This is a genomic window from Leisingera aquaemixtae (genome assembly GCF_019801145.1).
Lineage (GTDB): Bacteria > Pseudomonadota > Alphaproteobacteria > Rhodobacterales > Rhodobacteraceae > Leisingera > Leisingera aquaemixtae_A.
Genome location: NZ_JAHVJQ010000002.1, coordinates 120143 through 138821, shown reverse-complemented (window position 1 = coordinate 138821; position 18679 = coordinate 120143). Strand labels below are relative to the sequence as shown.

The following is an 18679-nucleotide window of genomic DNA, read 5'->3' as shown; positions in this document are numbered from 1 at the left end:
CAGTCCGATGCCAGCACATGCCAGCACAGCCCCTTCGCGGCGCGCCTTCCTGACCGGAAGGGTGTCCCGCCCGGATCCGGAATTCCGCCCGCCCTGGACGGATGAGGCCCGGGTGCAGGCCCATTGCACCAGCTGCAATGCCTGCGTGGAGGCCTGCCCGGAAAACATCATCGAATTCGACAGCCGCAACCGCCCGCGGATCAGTTTCCGGGGCGGCGAATGCACCTTCTGCGCCGCCTGCGCCGAAGCCTGCCCGGAGCCGGTGTTCGATCTGGAACTGCCTGCGCCCTGGCCGGTGACGGTGGAGATCACCGGCAGCTGCCTGAATGCGGCTGGCATCGCCTGCCAGCTGTGCACTGACATCTGCGACCCGCGCGCCCTGCGGATGGACCTGTCGGTCCGCCCGGTCGGCGCCATCCAGGTGGACGCCGACGCCTGCACCGGCTGCGGCGCTTGCCTGTCCACCTGCCCCAGCAACGCCATCGCGATCAGCGACCCCCGCCAGCAAAGGATGCCTGCGTGACAGAAGAAATCCATATCTCCAGCCTGCTGGTGCGCAGCAACCCGGCGCAGATGGAGGCCGTTCTGGCCGAAATCAAATCCATGCCGCGCGCCGAGATTTCGCAAACCGACCCCTCGGGCAAGATCGTCGTGCTGTTCGAAGCGGACAGCGACCGGGCCATCGGTGACGCGCTCGCCAAAATTCAGCTTCTCGACGGCGTCGCCAGCGCGGCGCTTGTCTTCCATCAAACCTGCGATGCGCAGGACCTCGCCATTGAAGAAGGAGTCCCCCAATGACCGGACTTACCCGCCGTGACGCCATCAAGGCGCAGGCAGCTGCAGCCGCGGCCCTTGCCGCCGGCCTGCCGATCCCCGCGGCCGCGCAGAACCTTGTCACAGACGCAAATGTGACCGAACTGAAATGGTCCAAGGCGGCCTGCCGATTCTGCGGCACCGGCTGCTCGATCATGGTCGCCACCAAGGCTGGCCGCGTGGTCGCCACCCACGGCGACACCCAGGCCGAGGTCAACCGCGGCCTGAACTGCGTCAAGGGCTACTTCCTGTCGAAGATCATGTATGGCGCCGACCGCCTGACCACGCCGCTGCTGCGCAAGACCAACGGCGAATATGACAAGAACGGCGAATTCACCCCGGTCAGCTGGGATGAGGCCTTCGACATCATGGCCGAGAAGTGGAAGAAAACCCTGGCCGAGAAAGGCCCCGAAGGCATCGGCATGTTCGGCTCCGGCCAGTGGACCGTCTGGGAAGGCTATGCGGCCTCCAAGCTGATGAAGGCGGGCTTCCGCTCCAACAACATCGACCCGAACGCGCGCCACTGCATGGCCTCGGCCGTGGGCGGCTTCATGCGCACCTTTGGCATCGACGAGCCGATGGGCTGCTATGACGACTTCGAGAACGCCGACGCCTTCGTGCTGTGGGGCTCGAACATGGCAGAGATGCACCCGATCCTGTGGACCCGCATTACTGACCGCCGCTTCAGCCACCCGCATGTCAAGGTGGCAGTGCTGTCGACCTTCACCCACCGCAGCTTCGATCTGGCCGATATCCCGGCGGTGTTCACCCCGCACACCGACCTGGTGATGCTGAACTACATCGCCAACTACATCATCCAGAACGGCGCGGTGAACGAGGATTTCGTGTCCAAGCACGTCAACTTCAAGCGCGGTAACCAGGACATCGGCTATGGCCTGCGTCCGGAGCATCCGCTGGAGCAGATGGCCGAGAACGCGGACAAGGCCGGCGGCGCCTCGGATATGACGTTTGAGGAATTTGCCGAGTTCGTTTCCGAATACACGCTTGAAAAAGCAGCGGAAATGTCCGGTGTTCCGGCAGAGACGCTGGAGAAGATCGCCAAGCTTTACGCCGATCCGGATACCAAGGTGATGTCGCTTTGGACCATGGGCGTGAACCAGCACACCCGCGGTGTCTGGGTCAACAACATGATCTACAACATCCACCTGCTGACCGGAAAAATCTCCACCCCCGGCAACTCGCCGTTCTCGCTGACCGGCCAGCCCTCGGCCTGCGGCACCGCCCGCGAAGTTGGCACCTTTGCCCACCGTCTGCCTGCCGACATGGTGGTCAAGAACCCGGAACACCGCGCCTATGCCGAAAAGATCTGGAAGCTGCCCGAAGGCACCGTGCCCGGCTGGGTCGGCGCCCACGCGGTGAAGCAGAACCGCGACCTGAAGGACGGCAAGATCAACTGCTACTGGGTGCAGGTAAATAACAACATGCAGGCCGCCCCCAACATGATGGAGGAAGGGCTGCCGGGCTACCGCAACCCCGACAACTTCATCGTGGTGTCGGACGCCTACCCGACGGTGACGGCAGAAGCCGCCGACCTGATCCTGCCCGCCGCCATGTGGGTGGAAAAGGAAGGTGCCTACGGCAACGCCGAGCGCCGCACCCAGTTCTGGTATCAGCTGGTCAACGCGCCGGGTGAATCCAAATCCGACCTGTGGCAGCTGGCGGAATTCTCCAAGCGCTTCACCACTGACGAGGTTTGGCCGGCGGAGATCCTGGACGCCAATCCGGACTACAAGGGTAAGACCCTGTTCGAGGTGCTGTTCGCCAACGGCAAGGTCGACCAGTACGAGCTGAGCGATAAGGCCAAGGAATACGGCAACCACGAATCCGAGGACTTCGGCTTCTACATCCAGAAGGGCCTGTTTGAGGAATATGCCGAGTTCGGCCGCGGCAAGGCGCACGACCTAGCGCCCTTCGACACCTACCACGAGGTGCGCGGCCTGCGCTGGCCGGTTGTGGACGGCAAGGAAACCCAGTGGCGCTTCAAAGAAGGCTACGACCCCTATGTTAAGCCGGGCTCGGATTTCGAATTCTACGGCAAGCCCGACGGCAAGGCAGTAATCTTTGCGCTGCCCTACGAGCCGCCGGCGGAAAGCCCGGATGAGGAATACCCGATGTGGCTGGCCACCGGCCGAGTGCTGGAGCACTGGCACTCCGGCTCGATGACCCAGCGGGTGCCGGAACTGTACCAGGCGATCCCGGATGCGCTCTGCTACATGCACCCGGACGACGCCAAGGAGCAGGGCTTCCGGCGCGGCACCGAGGTGCGGGTGATCTCGCGGCGCGGCGAAATCCGCACCCGGATCGAAACCCGCGGCCGCAATAAGCCACCCAAAGGCTTGGTCTTTGTGCCCTGGTTCGATGCGCGCCGGCTGATCAACAAGGTCACGCTGGATGCCACCGATCCGATCTCGAAACAGACGGACTTCAAAAAATGCGCAGTCCGTATCGAAGCAGTGTGAGGCCCGTCATGAAACATCTCCGTCTCGCCATCCTGGCCGCACCGATCCTGCTGGCCTCGGCAGCTTTCGCCCAGAACCAGGTCGCCACGCTGCGCAACACCGCGCCGCTGGGCGAGCAGGGTGAAGCCACCCAGATCCCCGGCGTTGTCAACACCGACATCCGCCAGGTGCGCAACTACCCGGACCAGCCGCCGCTGATCCCGCACAAGACCGACAACTACCAGGTCGATCTGAACTCCAACAAATGCCTGACCTGCCACAGCCGCACGGCCGTGGAGGTCAGCCAAGCGCCGATGATCTCGGTCACCCACTTCATGAACCGCGAGGGCCAGACCCTCGGCGCGGTCAGCCCGCGGCGCTATTTCTGCAACCAGTGCCACGTGGTGCAGACCAACGCCCGGCCGCTGGTGGAGAATGAGTTCGTCGATGTCGACAAGGTGATCGATTACGTGAAGGCAAAGCAGGGCGGGGCGGACTGATGTTTGGTTTCCTGAAACGGCTCTGGTGGATCATCAGGCGACCCAGCGCCTATTTCTCGCTCGGCTTCCTGACCATGGGCGGCTTCGTTATGGGGATCATCTTCTGGGGCGGTTTCAACACCGCGCTTGAAGTGACCAACACCGAGGCCTTCTGCACCAGCTGCCACGAAATGCGCGACAACGTGTTCGAGGAGCTGAAGCCGACGATCCACTATTCCAACCGCTCCGGCGTCCGCGCGTCCTGCCCGGACTGCCACGTGCCGCACAACTGGACCAACAAGATCGCCCGCAAGATGCAGGCCTCCAAGGAGGTTTGGGGCAAGATCTTCGGCACCATCAACACGCGGGAGAAATTCCTGGAGCACCGGCTGGAACTGGCGCAGCACGAATGGGCGCGGCTTGAGGCGAACGACTCGCTGGAGTGCCGCAACTGCCACTCGGACGAGTCGATGGACATCACCCGCCAGTCCAAGCGGGCAGCGGACGCGCATGAGCGCTTCCTGTTCACCGGCGAGAAAACCTGCATCAACTGCCACAAGGGCATCGCCCACCAGCTGCCCGACATGGCCGCAGCCGAAGGCGAAGATCACGCGGGCCTGCTGGCGCCGGCCCACGGCGAGGGCCTGCTGGCCAGCACCCGCAGCTACCTGGGCCTGAGCAGCAACTGACGCTGCCTGCCCTTCAAAAACAAGAAAAGGCCGCTGTCCCGATGGGCAGCGGCCTTTTTAGTGTCTGTTTCACGCGGATCTTACAGCGGGATGCTGCCCAGGTGATCCTCACCGCGCTCGCGGGCCAGCTTCATCTGCTTCTGCCGCTCGCGGAACCGCGCCTTGTCCTCTTCCGAGGTCTGATCGATGCACAGGTGGCAGCTGACGCCCTGCTCGAACTCGGGCCGTTCCTTGTCTTCCGACAGGATCGGGCGGCGGCAACCGTGGCACAGCTCATGCGGGCCTTCGACCAGCCCGTGGCCGACTGACACACGGTTGTCGAAGACAAAGCATTCGCCTTCCCAGGTGCTGTCCTCGGCGGGCATTTCCTCCAGGTAGCGCAGGATGCCGCCCTTCAGGTGATAGACATCCTCCACGCCCTGGCCCAGCAGGTAGTTGGTCGACTTCTCGCAGCGGATGCCGCCGGTGCAGAACATCGCAACCCGCTTGTTGTGGAAGCGGTCCTTGTTCTCCTCCCACCAGGCGGGGAAGTCGCGGAAGCTTTCTGTCTTGGGGTCGATCGCGCCCTCGAAGGTGCCTATCGCCACCTCGTAATCGTTGCGGGTGTCGATCAGCACCACATCGTCCTGCCGGATCAGGTCGTTCCAGTCCTCGGGCTCGACGTAATGCCCGACAGAGGCCAGCGGATCCACATCCGGCTGGCCCATGGTCACGATCTCTTTCTTCAGCCGCACCTTCATCTTGCCGAACGGCGGCTCGGCTGCGGTGGCCTCCTTCCATTCCAGACCGGCGCAACCGGGCAGCGCCTTGATATGGGCGAGCACTGCGTCGATGCCTGCCCGCGGGCCGGCGATGGTGCCATTGATCCCCTCCTGCGCCAGCAGCAAAGAGCCTTTGACGCCCTGTGCCTGGCACAGGTCCAAGAGCGCCGGCCTGACCGCGGCGGGATTGGGGAAACGGGTGAAGTGATAGAGGGCGGCAATCGTGTACATGGCCCGCCCATAGAACCAAGGCGCGCGTATTTCAAGCAAAAGCCCTGCTGCACAGGCTTGGAAAGCTGTGCCCTGAATGCACTTTTTATTGCGGACTACGACCCCGAACCCAGCAGGAGTTCCCAAGACCGGACGGCACCGCTACATATTGTATAAGCCACAATAGGAGCAGCCCGTGTCCCAAGCCCTGATTGTTGTCGATGTACAGAATGATTTCTGCCCCGGAGGCGCGCTGGCCGTGCCCGGAGGGGATGAGGTGGTTGCCCCCGTAAACGCGATGATGGAGCGGTTCGACACCGTGATCCTGACCCAGGACTGGCATCCGGCGGGGCATTACTCCTTTGCCTCCGCGCATCCGGGCAAGGCGCCGTTCGAGACCGTGGAAATGCCCTATGGCACCCAGGTGCTGTGGCCGGACCACTGTGTGCAGGGCACCGAAGGGGCGGCCTTTCACAAGGATCTGCGCACCGATGGCGACCTGATCATCCGCAAGGGGTTCCGCGCAGGGATCGACAGCTATTCCGGCTTCTTCGAGAACGACCGGACCACGCCCACCGGGCTGGAGGGATACCTGCGCAGCCGCGGCATCATGGATCTCACGCTGGCCGGCCTGGCCACGGATTTCTGCGTAGCCTTCACGGCGCTGGACGCGGCTCGGTTGGGCTTTGCGGTAACAGTGGATCTCGCCGCCTGCCGCGCAATCGACCTGGAGGGCTCGCTTCAGACGGCGCTCTCACAGATGAAGGAGGCGGGGGTCGATTTGCAATCTTGAGTTGAGGTTTCCAAATATTAACACAATCATATTAACCTTGGCGGGGTGTCCTGGCAGCAAGGCTGGATGATGACTTTAGCAGAAGGGCCGGCTACCGGCCCGTTAGCCAGCTATGAAAGGAAATACAGCTCGCAAGAGCTGATGATGCGCTATGCCAGGGGGCGCTGCAAAACCTTCTGGCCGCGCCAGGCGTTTGTCCTTGGGGCGTGCCTTCTGCTGGGCCTGGCAACGGACATGCGGCTTGCGGCGCTTGCGTTTCTGGCGGCAATGGCCGGCGACATCATCGACAGCCTCTGCCTCCGGCAGCTTCCGGCAATGGCCGCCAGGGGCGTTCCGGAACAGCGGATGCGCCTTCTCAGCAGTTTTTCTGCCGCCATCTATGGCGCGGGAATTAGCATGTGCGCCACGCTTCCGTATTGGCCTGTAATGAAGGCGGAGGTGCATACCGCGCATCACCTCGACCTGTTGTTCTCCATCGCTTTCATGTCGGGCATTGCGATGAATGCGGCGATCACCTTGCCGTTTCACCGGGCCGCTTCGCTAATCTGGATGGCATTTTTCTGCACCGTGCCTGCTATCATGCTGTGGCACGATCTGGCAGATGGCGGCGGGGTCACTACCGAATGGCAGCTGCATGCCGTAGGCTTCCTGATTCTGTTTGGCTACATGATATGGCTTGCCGGCTACGGCCGCCGTTCGTTTGAAAATACCCGCCAGTACAATCTTGCCACCGCCACCCAGCAGCAGGAGCTGGAGGCGGCAAACACCCGTCTTCAGGAGCAGCGGAAGGAGGCCCGGCGCCTGGCGCTGGTTGCCGAAAATGCCAACGACAGCGTGATGCTGATGGACCGGGAGGGGCGGATCACCTGGGTGAACGACAGTTTCACCCGCATCACCGGCTATTCCTTCGGCGAAGCGCTGGGCCGGCTGCCCGGCGATCTTCTGAACAGCGGCGAGACCGATCCGGAAACCGTCCGGCAACTGCAGGACAGCGTCCGCTACGCCCGCCCGGTCCGGGTGGAAATCCGCAACCGGCGCAAGGACGGTCAACTGGTCTGGATCGAAACCAGCCAGGTGCCGATGGTGGACAGCGAGGGCAGGCTGGAAACCCTGATCGCCGTCGAACGCGACATCACCGCCGCCAAGGAACATGCCCAGCAACTGGAGCAGGCACGCATCGCGGCTGAGGAGGGCGCCCGCGCCAAGGCGGATTTCCTGGCGACGATGAGCCATGAAATCCGCACCCCGATGAATGGCGTGATCGGCATGGCGCAGCTATTGCGTGACAGCGACCTCGGCAAGGAGCAGGAACTTTATGCCGATACGATCCTCAGTTCCGCCGACATGCTGCTGGCCCTGATCAATGATGTCCTGGACTTTTCCAAGATGGATGCCGAGGAGTTCACCCTCAGCCCTGTCAACTTTGATCCCCGCGCCTGTTTCGAAAGCACCATCCGGCTGCTGCAGTCCCAGGCAGAGGCAAAGGGGCTGAAACTTTCGCTGGAGATCAGCAGCAGCCTGCCCGGCCTGTTGCGGGGGGATGACCGCCGGATCCGGCAGATTCTGATGAACCTGGCGGGCAACGCGATCAAGTTCACCGATCAGGGCAGCGTGGCCGTCGCGGTGGACAGCGAACCGGCAGGGGACGGGACCGACCTGACCTTCACCGTGACGGACACCGGGATCGGCATCGCCGAGGACAAGCTGGACGGCGTGTTCGAGCGGTTCTCCCAAGCCGATGCCGCGATCAGCCGCCGCTTTGGCGGCACCGGGCTGGGGCTGGCCATTTCCCGCCGCCTGGCAGAGGCGATGGGCGGCAGCATAGCGGTGTCCTCCGAGCTGGGCCTCGGGTCCTGCTTCGCGGTGCGGCTGCATTTGCTGCCGCCGCAGGAGGACACCGCCGCACCGCAGGCAGACCCGCCGCCGGCGGACGGCACGGCCGCTTTGGACGGGCTGCGGGTGCTGGTGGCCGAGGACAACGCCGTCAACCGGCTGCTGGTCGAAAAATTCCTGCAATCGGCCCCGGTGGAGCTGGCCTTTGCCAAAGACGGCCGCGAGGCGGTGGCCCAGTTCGAGGCGTTTGCCCCGGATATCATCCTGATGGACATGTCGATGCCGGACATGGACGGGCTGGAGGCGACCCGGTCCATCCGCGCCCTTGCACGCCCGCAGCCCGCCATCGTCGCCCTGACCGCCAATGCCTTCGACTCCGACCGCAAGGCCTGCCTGGCGGCCGGCATGGACGAATTCATGAGCAAACCGATCAGCAAGCCCAAGCTGCTGGCGCTGCTGGGCCAATTGGCGCCGCAGGCGCTCAGCCGCCGCGCGGGCTGATGTCCTTGCCCCGGGTGGCGGGCTGTCCTATCAATCAATGACCCCTATGCACGAGGCCGCCGGTGGATATTGCAACCCGCGTCTACAATCACAAATGGAAGATCGACCCGATTATCCGGTCGCTCATCGATACTGATTTCTACAAGCTTCTGATGTGCCAGTCGGTGTTCCGCAACAAGCCGGACACCACCGTGACCTTCTCGCTGATCAACAGGTCGGCGCATGTGCCGCTGGCCCGGCTCATTGACGAGGGGGAGCTGCGCGAACAGCTGGACCACATCCGCTCGCTGTCTCTCAGCCGCGGTGAAAGCACCTGGCTGCGCGGCAATACCTTCTATGGCAAGCGGCAGATGTTCCGCCCGGATTTCATGGAGTGGTTCGAGGGGCTGCGCCTGCCGCCCTACCACCTGGAGCGCAAGGGTGATCAGTACGAGCTGACCTTCGAGGGTAAATGGCACGAGGTGATGCTGTGGGAAATCCCCGCCCTTGCGGTGCTGATGGAGCTGCGCAGCCGCGCGGTGCTGGACCAGATGGGCCGGTTCGAGCTGCAAGTGCTTTACGCCCGCGCCATGACCCGCGTCTGGGAAAAGATCGAGCGCCTGCGCGAGGTGGAGGACCTGACCATCGCCGATTTCGGCACCCGCCGCCGCCATTCCTTCCTGTGGCAGGACTGGTGCGTGCAGGCGATGATCGAGGGCCTGGGCGAGAAATTCACCGGCACCTCCAACTGCCTCATCGCCATGCGCCGCGAGGTGGAGGCGATCGGCACCAACGCCCACGAACTGCCGATGGTTTATTCGGCGCTGGCAGACAGCGACGCGGAACTGGCCCAGGCCCCCTATGACGTTCTGTCCGACTGGCATGACGAGCACGAGGGCAACCTGCGCATCATCCTGCCCGACACCTACGGCACCCAGGGGTTCCTGGACCGCGCGCCGGACTGGCTGGCGGGCTGGACCGGCATCCGCATCGACAGCGGCGATCCGGTCAAGGGCGCCGAGGTGGCGATCAACTGGTGGAAGGCGCGCGGCGAGGACCCGGCTGAGAAACGGGTGATCTTCTCCGATGGGTTGGACGTGCAGCAGATCCAGGACCTGCACGCGCAATTCTCGGACCGCACCAAGGTTTCCTTCGGCTGGGGCACACTCTTGACCAACGACTTCCGCAAGCTGGTGCCGGATGACGCGCTGGCGCCGTTCTCGCTGGTCTGCAAGGCGGTTGCAGCCAACGGGCGTCCCACGGTGAAACTGTCGGACAACCCGGAAAAGGCGATGGGTCCGGCAGATGAAATCGAACGCTACAAGCGGGTGTTCGGCGTCGGCAGGCAGGAGCGGCAGGCGGTAATCGTCTGAGAGCGGAAGAGGGGGCGCCGCCCCCTCGGCCTGGCGGCCTCACCCCCGGAGTATTTTGGAAAGGTGAAAGAGGCGCGCGCTTAGCCGTGATGCGCCGCCACAGTTTTCAGCTGCGAGAAACCGTAAAGCGCCTCAAAGCCTTTCTCCCGCCCGTGGCCGGATTTCCCGACCCCGCCGAAAGGCAGCTCCACCCCGCCGCCGGCACCGTAGTTGTTGAGGAACACCTGGCCCGCCCGCAGCCGTTTTGCCAGCCGCATCTGCCGCGCGCCGTCGCGGGTCCAGACGCTGGCGACAAGGCCATAGTCCGTGGCATTGGCGATCCGCAGCGCGTCTTCTTCGGTGTCGAACGGGATCAGCACCTGCACCGGGCCAAAGATTTCTTCACGCGCCAGCACGTGATCCTCCGGCACATCCGCAAACAGGGTGGGGCGCACATAGGCGCCGCATTCTGGCGCGTGCTCCACGATGGACCCCTGCGCCGCAACCGGCAGGTCCGCGCCTTGATTCAGATAGTCCTCGACAATCTGCTTTTGGCGGCTGGAAATCAGCGGCCCGACCCGCAGGTCCTCTGCTGCCGGCCCAACCGTCAGCGCGCCATAGGCCGCTGCCATCCGCGCCTTCACGTCCTCGTAAATCCCGCGCTGCACCAGAATGCGCGAGGAGGCAGAACAGGTCTGGCCCGCGTTCTGGATGCCCGCGTTCACCAGAAACGGCAGCGCAGCGTCCAGGTCGGCATCGTTAAACACCAGCTGCGGGGACTTACCGCCCAGCTCCAGCGTCACCGGCACCACATTGGCGCCCGCTGCCTGCTGCACCAGCGCGCCGGTCCGGACCGACCCGGTGAAGGAGATGTGATGCACACCGGGATGCCCGGCCAGCGCCGCGCCGGCCTCAGCCCCCAGGCCCGGCACCACGTTCAAGGCCCCCGCAGGCAGCCCGGCCTCCATGGCGATATGGGCAAAGGCCAGCGCCGTCAGGCAGGCCTCCTCCGCGGGTTTCAGCACGCAGGCATTGCCCATCGCCAGCGCGGCCCCGACTGAGCGGCCGATGATCTGCATCGGGTAGTTCCAGGGCACGATATGCCCCGTCACCCCATGCGGCTCGCGCAGGGTATAGACGGTGTAGCCATCGAGATAGGGGATGGTCTCCCCCATCACCTTGTCTGCCGCGCCGCCGTAGAACTCGCAGTAGCGCGCCAGCGCCACCGCGTCGGCCCGCGCCTGGGTCAGCGGTTTGCCCACGTCCATCGCCTCGGTCGTGGCCAGCAGCTCCACCCGCTCCAGCACGAACTGGCCGATCCGGGTCAGGATGCGGCCCCGCTCCAGCGCAGTCATTCGGCCCCATTCGCCGTCCAGCGCCGCCTGTGCTTCCAGCACGGCGGCCTCGACATCCGCTGCGCCGCCGCGGGCGATCTGGCAGATCTCGCTGCCGTCGGAGGGGTTCACCAGCGGCAGCGTGCCGCCGCTGGCTGCGGGCAGCCACTTGCCGCCAATCAGGCAAAGCGCGGGATCGAACCAGAGGGGATCAGACATGCTGGGGGTTCCTTTCGAGGCCATTGAGATCGGGCAGCACCGGCGCTGCGGCGATCAACTGGCGGGTGTAGGGGTGCTGGGGATCGCTGAACACGGCTTCGGTTTCGCCCTGCTCGACGATCTTGCCCTGTTTCATCACCAGGCAGCGGTCGGTGATCGTGCGCACCACGCTCAGGTCGTGGCTGATGAACAGATAGGTGAGCGAATAGGCCCCGCACAGCTCCGCCAGCAGGCCGAGGATACGGGCGCGGACGGAGACGTCGAGCGCAGAGACCGCTTCGTCGAAGATGATCAGCTCCGGCCGTGTGATCAGGGCGCGGGCGATGGCGATACGCTGGCGCTGGCCGCCGGAGAACTGGTGAATGTATTTACCGGCATCCTCCGGCTTTAGCCCGACTGCGGAGAGTGTCTCGGCAATCAGATCCCTGCGCGCCGCCCCGGCGGGCGGATCGGGCAGCGTATGGAACGGTTCGGTGATCAGCCGCTCCACGCGGTGGCGCGGGTTGAAGCTGCCGTAGGGGTCCTGGAACACCACTTGAATTTTTCGGCGAATCGCCGGTTCAAGCTGAGTCGTCACAGGCTGGCCATCCAGACGAATCTCCCCGCCTTGCAGCGGCTCCAGCCCTAGAATCGCCCTTGTTAGGGTCGATTTTCCGCAACCCGACTCACCCACCAGCCCCAGCCGTTCGCCGCGGTTCAGGGTGAAGGAGACATTGTTCACGGCGCGGAAACTGCCAGGTTTTGCAAACAGCGATTCGCGCGGGGTTCTGTAGTCGCGCACAGCGTTCCGGACCTCCAAGAGCGGCGTCGGCGCAGGCGGGTCCGGCAGCGCCACCTGATGGCTGGAGGCCGCAAACAGCATCCGCGTGTAGGGATGGCGCATGTTCCGGAGCAGCCAGCCGGTGTGGCCGGTTTCCACCACCTCGCCATGGCGCATGACGACGATCCGGTCTGCCAGATCCGCCACAACCGCCAGGTCGTGGGTGATGATCAGAAGGCCCATGCCATAGTCCTGCACCAGGTCCTGCAGCAGCGCCAGGATCTGCGCCTGGGTGGTCACATCCAGCGCCGTGGTCGGCTCATCCGCGATCAGCAGTTTCGGACGCAGGGCGATGGCCATGGCAATCACCACCCGCTGGCGCTGGCCGCCCGACAGCTCATGCGGATAGCGCGACAGCGGAAAGCGGTCCTGAGGCAGCCCGACCCGCTCCAGCACCTCGCGGGCGCGGGCCTCGGCCTTCTCGCGCGGCATTGCCTTGTGGATCAGAATGGTTTCCATCACCTGCGCGCCAATGGTTTTCACCGGATTGAGCGCGGTCATCGGTTCCTGGAACACCATGCCGATGGACTGGCCGCGGATGGCGCACATGCGGTCCTCGGGCTGCTCCAGCAGCTGGGTGCCGTCCAGGGTGATATAGCCGCGGGCCTCCGCCAGTTCCGGCAGCAGCTGCATGATGGCGAGTGCGGTCATCGACTTGCCGGAGCCGCTCTCGCCGGTGACGGCAACAATCTCGCCCGGATCCACGTGAAAGGACACGTCCTTCAGCACCTGAAAGGCGCCGATGCTGACTGACAGGCTGGTGACATCCAACAAGGTCATGCGCGCGCCACCCTCAGCTTCGGGTCCAGATAATCGCGTAAGCCGTCGCCCAGCAGGTTCAGTCCCAGCACGGTCAGGATGATGGCCATGCCCGGCACCAGCGCCAGATGCGGGGCAAAGCTGACCATGGTCTGCGCATCTGCCAGCATCCGCCCCCAGCTGGGGGTGGGCGGCTGCGCACCGAGGCCGACGTAGCTGAGGCCCGCCTCCGCCAGGATGCCGAGCGAAAACTGGATGGTGCCCTGCACGATCAGGAGGTTCATCACATTGGGCAGGATATGCTCGGCCGAGATCCGCGCCGCGCCCTTGCCCGCAACCCGCGCGGCCAGGATGAATTCGCGCTCCCACAGGGACAGCGCCGCGCCGCGGGTGATGCGGGCAAACACCGGGATGTTGAAGATGCCGATGGCGATGATGGCGTTGACCGCCCCGGCGCCCAGCACGGCGGTGATCAGGATGGCGATCACTAGCGACGGGAAGGCAAAGACCAGGTCATTGCCGCGCATGATCAATTCATCCAGCCAGGATCCCTTGCGCGCGGCCGCCGCCAGCCCCAGCGGCACGCCCGCGCCCATGCCGATGCCAACCGCCACCAGCGCTACGGCGATGGAGGTGCGGGCGCCGACCATGATCATCGACATGAGGTCGCGGCCGAAATGATCGGTGCCCAGCCAGTGCTGCGCATTGGGTGTCTGCAGCTTGGCCGGGATGTTCATCGCCGCGTGGTCAAACGGCGTCCAAAGGAACGACACCGCCGCCGCCAGCAGCACCATCGAGGACAGCGCTGTGCCAAGGATCAGGTTGCGGGTCATGTCCGGCTCCTTAGCCGCGGGTCGACCAGCGCATAGGCGAGATCGACCAGGAAATTCACCGTTATGACGGCAAAGACCAAGAGCATTACCACCGACTCCACCACGATCAGATCACGCGAGGAGATCGCCTGGAACACCAGCCGCCCGAGGCCAGGCAGGTAGAACACCTGCTCGATGATGATGGCGCCTGCCAGCAGGAAGGAAAACTGCAGCCCGATGATGGTCAGCACCGGGATCAGGGCGTTGCGCACCCCGTGCCGCCACAGCGCCTGACGGCGTGTCAGCCCCTTGGCGCGGGCAGTGCGCATGAAATCCTCGCCCAGGATGTCCAGGAGGGCGGAGCGCATGACCCGGGTCAGGATCGCCGCCTGCGGCAGCGCCAGCGCGATGGCAGGCAGGGTGAGCGCATGGAGGCCGCTCAGCAGACCCGCGTCCCAACCCGGAAACCCGCCGGCGCCGAACCAGCGCAGGTTGATGGCAAAGATCAGGACCAGCATCATCGCAAACCAGAAGTTCGGCACCGCAACGCCCAGCTGGGTGGCGCCCATCACCGCCATATCACCCGGTTTGCCGCGGCGGGCGGCGGCGTAGATGCCGGCCGGAAAGGCAATCAGCGTCGACAGTGTCAGCGCGTAAAGCGCCAGCGGCAGCGACACCCACAGCCGGTCCGCGATCATCCCGGCGACCGGCGTGCGGTAGGTGTAGGAGGTGCCGAAATCGCCGCTGAGCATCCCTGCGGCCCACGTCAGGTAACGGGCCAGCTTGCCCTGATCCAATCCCAGCTCCGCCCGCAGCGCGGCAATTGTATCGGGCTGCGCATTGACGCCCAGCATGAAGGAGGCCGGATCGCCCGGCGCCACCTCCACCACGAGGAAGATCACCAGCGAGGCAACGGCCAGGCTGAGGAACAGCGACAACAGGCGTTTCAGGGCATAACGCAGCATGGATGCCACGTTAGGAGCGCGCGGCAGCCGGGTCCAGAGGGCGGCGGAAGGAAACGAAGCGCGGGCGGTAAAAATGCGCAGCGTCAAGAGGTTGTGCGCAGTTCGGCCGGTAAGAGGCCAAAGACACTCGGCAGGCACTTTGGCAGCGGGCGGAAACCAGCTATCACTGTACCATGCTGTCCCGCCCCCTTTTCATCGGATCGGAAATCTACCGCGGCTCCTCATATGGCCGCACCCATCCCTTGCGGGTGCCGCGGGTTTCGACCGTGATGGACCTGTCCTGCGCGCTGGGCTGGCTGCCGGACGCGGTCTATGTAAATTCGCCCCGGGCCAGGCCTGCGGCGCTGACTGTCTGGCACACGCCCGAATTCGTGGCAGCATTGCAGGCGGCGGAGGCAGCGCAGGAAGTAAGCGCGGCGGTGCGCGCAAGGCATCATCTCGGCACCCTCTCCAATCCGGTGTTTCCGGAAATCTTCCGCCGCCCGGCCACCGCCGCGGGCGGTTCGATCCTGGCGGGCGAGCTGTTGGCGGATGGCGGCATCATCTACAACCCGGCGGGCGGCACTCATCACGGGATGCCGGACCGCGCCAACGGCTTCTGCTATCTGAACGATCCTGTCCTGGCGATGCTGTCGCTGCGCCATCACGGCGTCCGGCGGATCGCCTATGTGGACATTGACGCCCATCACGCCGACGGGGTGGAGCACGGCTTTGCCGGCGACGCGGATGTGCTGATGATCTCGGTGCACGAGGAGAACCTCTGGCCCAAGACCGGCAGGCTAACCGATGACGCGGGCGGATCAGCGCTGAACCTGCCGGTGCCGCGCGGCTTCAACGATGACGAGATGGCGCATATCCGCGACGCGCTGATCCTGCCGGCGGTCGAGGCGTTTCAGCCGGATGCGATCGTGCTGCAATGCGGGGCGGATGCCGTCACCGAAGACCCGCTGCCGCATCTGGACCTGTCGAACAACGCCCATTGGGCGGTGGTGCGGGCACTGATGGGGATGGCGCCGCGCTATCTGGTGCTGGGCGGCGGCGGTTACAACCCGTGGTCGGTCGGGCGGCTCTGGACCGGGGTGTGGGCCACGCTGAACGGGTATGAGGTGCCGGACCGCCTGCCTGCTGCGGGCGAAGCGGTGCTGCGCGGGCTGGCGTTCAACGGCAACCGGCTGGGCCGCAACCCGCCGGAGCATTGGTTCACCACCCTCAGGGACCAGCCGCGCGGCGGCGAGGTGCGGCGGGAAATCCGGGAGAGGGTGGATTATTTGCGGAAAAGACGGGGGCTTTGAACCTGGTTCCGCCTGGCCGCAGGGCGGGCAGCGCCCGTCCCGCCTCCCACGGGGCGGGCGCTTCGCTTCCCACCCCGCCGGGCCGGGCACTGCCCTGCGCGACAGGGATCGAACTTTACTCCGTCCAGCTGAGCGCGCTGAGGTCGATGGCCGCTGTCGGTGCGTTCTCCCACAACCCCTGCAGCCCGGCCTTTGCCACCCCCAGCTTGGCCAGCTGGAACAGGTAGCCGTTCACGTAATCCGCCGAAATCATCTCCTGCGCCTTCTGCAGGATCGCGGCGCGGGCGTCCGCATCAGTGGTGGCGGTCAGCTTGGCCATCAGCTCCTGGAACGGTTTGCTGTCATACTGGAAGTAATACTCGGGCCGCGCATAGATGCCGATGTCCATCGGCTCGGTATGGCTGATGATGGTCAGGCCAAAGCTCTTGCCGCGGAACACGCTCTCCAGCCATTGCGCCCATTCGACGTTGATGATCTCAGCCTTGATCCCCACGGCGGCCAGCTGTGCGGCAACGATTTCGCCGCCGCGCCGCGCATAGGAGGGCGGCGGCAGGTGCAGGGTGGTCTCGAACCCGTCCGGGAACCCGGCCTCTGCCAGCAGCGCCTTGGCCTGATCCGGGTCATAGGCTGATTTGCCGGTCAAGTCTTTGTAGGCCGGATTGTGCGGTGCGAAATGCGTGCCGATCGGGGTGCCATAGCCGAACATGGCGCCATCGATGATCGCCTGCCGGTCGATGGCATGGGCCATCGCCTGCCGCACCCGGATGTCGTCGAACGGCGGCTGCTTGTTGTTGGTGGACAGGATGGTCTCGCCCTCGGTCGAGCCGACCAGCACCTGGAACCGCGGATCGGCATCAAACTGGGGCAGGTTTTCCGGCGCCGGGAAATTGTCAAAGGCGTCGATGTCCTCTGCCATCATCGCGGCAAAGGCTGCGGTCGGGTCAGAGATGAACTTGAAGGTGGCCGAGGTCAGCGCAGGCTGTTCGCCCCAGTAGTCCGGATTGCGCGCCAGCGTGATACGGTCGCCCTGCACCCACTCCTGGAACGTATAGGCGCCAGTGCCGACCGGATTGGTCTTGATGCTTTCAATGCTCTCCGGCGCCACGATCACCGCATCGCCCCAGGCGAGGTTGAACAGCAGGCTGCCCTGCGGCGCCTCCAGCGTGATCTGCACGGTCTGCGGGTCCACCGCTTCGACTGCAGTAATCCCCTCGAACAGCGCCTTCTGCGCGTTTGTGCTGTCCTCTGCCCGCGCGCGGTCGAGCGAGAATTTCACGTCCTCCGCATCCATCGTGCTGCCGTCGTGAAAGGTGACGCCCTCACGCAACTTGAACGTATAGATGGTGCCGTCCCCGGATATTTCCCAGCTTTCTGCCAGCCCCGGCACCACCGACCCATCGCCCATGAAGCGGGTCAGCCCCTCGAAGATGTTGCTGTACACCACCGAGTCGATGGCCTGCGCCGCGGCGCTGGTCGGGTCCAGGTGCGGCGGCTCCAGCTGCAGGCCGATGGTGACGCTGTCCTTGGCCCAGGCGCCGCCCGCCATCAGGGCCAGCGCGGAACTGGCGGCAAAAACAAAGGATTTAAAACCCATCGGAAAACTCCCTGTTTGCAATAAACGGGCCTGAAAATGGCGCCCATTGGAAACGAGTTTCCCTGTTTCCCGAACGTAATCAAGACCACGGGACATTTCGCGCACTGGAAGCACGCGGCGTTAATTGGTAATCCGTGCGCCATCCGAACCGCGAACAGGACAGCCATGAGCGCGACAGCCAAGAAACAGGCGCCCAACGCCGAAGATATCCGTGCCCGCAAGGGCGGCACCCCTTTGGTGAGCCTGACGGCCTACACCACGCCAATGGCGCGGCTGATGGACAAGCACTGCGACTTCGTGCTGGTCGGCGACAGCGTCGGCATGGTGCTGCACGGGCTGACCTCCACTCTGGGCGTCACCATGGAGATGATGATCATGCACGGCCAGGCGGTCGCGCGCGGTCTTGAGCGCGCGATGCTGGTCATCGACATGCCCTTCGGCTCCTACGAAGAAGGCCCGCAGCAGGCATTCCGCAACGCCGCCCGGCTGATGGCGGAAACCGGCTGCGCCGCGGTCAAGCTGGAAGGCGGCGTCGAGATGGCAGAAACGATCCGCTTCCTGGTCAAGCGCGGCATTCCGGTAATGGCCCACATCGGCCTCACACCGCAGTCGATCAACACCCTGGGTGGCTACAAGGTGCAGGGCCGCGATGCGCAGGCTGATGCGGTGCTGGCGGATGCCCGTGCGGTGGCCGAGGCCGGGGCGTTTTCCGTGGTGCTGGAAAAGGTGCCGCAGAAACTGGCCGACAAGATCACCGCCGAAGTTGCGATTCCCACCATCGGCATCGGTGCCAGCGCCGGCTGCGACGGGCAGATCCTGGTGGTCGATGACATGCTGGGCTTCTTCACCGCCTTCAAGCCGAAATTCGTCAAACGCTACGCCGATCTTGGCCCGCTGGCAGAGGCCGGCATCGCCGAATACACCGCCGAAGTGCGCGCCCGCAGCTTCCCCGCGGCAGAGCATGTCTTTGCCGACCAGGCGCCTGCGTCCAAGACGTCTTCCAAAGGATGACTGC

The 18679-nt window shown here is 64.7% G+C and carries 16 protein-coding genes; 10 read left to right on the top strand and 6 right to left on the bottom strand.

What is annotated here, in order from left to right:
* The first annotated feature begins 7 nt into the window (after positions 1-7).
* Genes napF through KUW17_RS05160 form a run of 5 tightly spaced genes read left to right on the top strand, consistent with a single transcriptional unit; the run spans position 8 to position 4440 of the window.
* Entirely contained in the window at positions 8-523 is a 516-nt protein-coding gene (napF, locus tag KUW17_RS05180; RefSeq protein ID WP_222476509.1) for a ferredoxin-type protein NapF, read from the top strand.
* Complete coding sequence (locus KUW17_RS05175; RefSeq protein WP_222476508.1) at positions 520-798, top strand: chaperone NapD; 279 nt, start codon at positions 520-522, stop codon at positions 796-798. Before napF ends, KUW17_RS05175 begins: the two co-directional genes overlap by 4 nt.
* Positions 795-3293, top strand: coding sequence for a nitrate reductase catalytic subunit NapA (napA, locus tag KUW17_RS05170; protein ID WP_222476507.1), 2499 nt, complete (start codon positions 795-797; stop codon positions 3291-3293). The genes KUW17_RS05175 and napA overlap by 4 nt, the downstream gene beginning before the upstream one ends.
* 8 nt (positions 3294-3301) lie before the next feature.
* Positions 3302-3772 (top strand): nitrate reductase cytochrome c-type subunit, encoded by a 471-nt coding sequence (locus KUW17_RS05165; protein ID WP_222476506.1) that lies wholly within the window; start codon positions 3302-3304, stop codon positions 3770-3772.
* A complete protein-coding gene (locus KUW17_RS05160; protein WP_222476505.1) occupies positions 3772-4440 on the top strand; it encodes a cytochrome c3 family protein in 669 nt (222 codons plus the stop codon). The genes KUW17_RS05165 and KUW17_RS05160 overlap by 1 nt, the downstream gene beginning before the upstream one ends.
* An 80-nt stretch (positions 4441-4520) precedes the next feature.
* On the opposite strand, the gene KUW17_RS05155 is transcribed toward KUW17_RS05160, so the two are convergent.
* A complete protein-coding gene (locus KUW17_RS05155; protein WP_222476504.1) occupies positions 4521-5432 on the bottom strand; it encodes a rhodanese-related sulfurtransferase in 912 nt (303 codons plus the stop codon).
* Positions 5433-5607: 175 nt separating this feature from the next.
* Here KUW17_RS05155 and pncA point away from each other — a divergent pair, with 175 nt between their 5' ends.
* The 3 genes from pncA to pncB all read left to right on the top strand — a co-directional run bounded on the left by pncA (position 5608) and on the right by pncB (position 9890).
* Entirely contained in the window at positions 5608-6204 is a 597-nt protein-coding gene (gene pncA / locus KUW17_RS05150) for a bifunctional nicotinamidase/pyrazinamidase (RefSeq protein ID WP_222476501.1), read from the top strand.
* A 69-nt stretch (positions 6205-6273) separates the two neighbouring features.
* Positions 6274-8538 (top strand): PAS domain-containing hybrid sensor histidine kinase/response regulator, encoded by a 2265-nt coding sequence (locus KUW17_RS05145; RefSeq protein ID WP_222476499.1) that lies wholly within the window; start codon positions 6274-6276, stop codon positions 8536-8538.
* Positions 8539-8600: 62 nt separating this feature from the next.
* Positions 8601-9890: a nicotinate phosphoribosyltransferase gene (gene pncB / locus KUW17_RS05140; RefSeq protein WP_222476497.1), complete on the top strand. Its 1290-nt coding sequence runs from the start codon at positions 8601-8603 to the stop codon at positions 9888-9890.
* 80 nt (positions 9891-9970) lie between these two features.
* Here the strand turns inward: pncB and KUW17_RS05135 are convergent, their stop codons facing one another.
* The 4 genes from KUW17_RS05135 to KUW17_RS05120 are packed head-to-tail and all read right to left on the bottom strand — an operon-like array spanning position 9971 to position 14778.
* Complete coding sequence (locus KUW17_RS05135; RefSeq protein WP_222476495.1) at positions 9971-11422, bottom strand: aldehyde dehydrogenase family protein; 1452 nt, start codon at positions 11420-11422, stop codon at positions 9971-9973.
* The gene (locus KUW17_RS05130; protein WP_222476493.1) at positions 11415-13022 is read right to left on the bottom strand and encodes an ABC transporter ATP-binding protein; all 1608 of its coding nucleotides are present in this window, start codon (positions 13020-13022) and stop codon (positions 11415-11417) included. Before KUW17_RS05130 ends, KUW17_RS05135 begins: the two co-directional genes overlap by 8 nt.
* The gene (locus KUW17_RS05125; RefSeq protein WP_222476491.1) at positions 13019-13834 is read right to left on the bottom strand and encodes an ABC transporter permease; all 816 of its coding nucleotides are present in this window, start codon (positions 13832-13834) and stop codon (positions 13019-13021) included. The genes KUW17_RS05130 and KUW17_RS05125 overlap by 4 nt, the downstream gene beginning before the upstream one ends.
* Entirely contained in the window at positions 13831-14778 is a 948-nt protein-coding gene (locus KUW17_RS05120) for an ABC transporter permease (protein ID WP_222476489.1), read from the bottom strand. The genes KUW17_RS05125 and KUW17_RS05120 overlap by 4 nt, the downstream gene beginning before the upstream one ends.
* A gap of 173 nt (positions 14779-14951) precedes the next feature.
* On the opposite strand from KUW17_RS05120, the gene KUW17_RS05115 reads away from it, so the two are divergent.
* Positions 14952-16070 (top strand): acetoin utilization protein AcuC, encoded by a 1119-nt coding sequence (locus KUW17_RS05115; RefSeq protein ID WP_222476487.1) that lies wholly within the window; start codon positions 14952-14954, stop codon positions 16068-16070.
* A gap of 115 nt (positions 16071-16185) precedes the next feature.
* On the opposite strand, the gene KUW17_RS05110 is transcribed toward KUW17_RS05115, so the two are convergent.
* Positions 16186-17664 carry an ABC transporter substrate-binding protein gene (locus KUW17_RS05110; RefSeq protein WP_222476486.1) on the bottom strand — a complete coding sequence of 493 codons (1479 nt, stop codon included), beginning with the start codon at positions 17662-17664 and terminating at the stop codon, positions 16186-16188.
* 165 nt (positions 17665-17829) lie between these two features.
* On the opposite strand from KUW17_RS05110, the gene panB reads away from it, so the two are divergent.
* Positions 17830-18675, top strand: coding sequence for a 3-methyl-2-oxobutanoate hydroxymethyltransferase (panB, locus tag KUW17_RS05105; protein ID WP_222476485.1), 846 nt, complete (start codon positions 17830-17832; stop codon positions 18673-18675).
* The last annotated feature ends 4 nt before the right edge of the window (positions 18676-18679 follow it).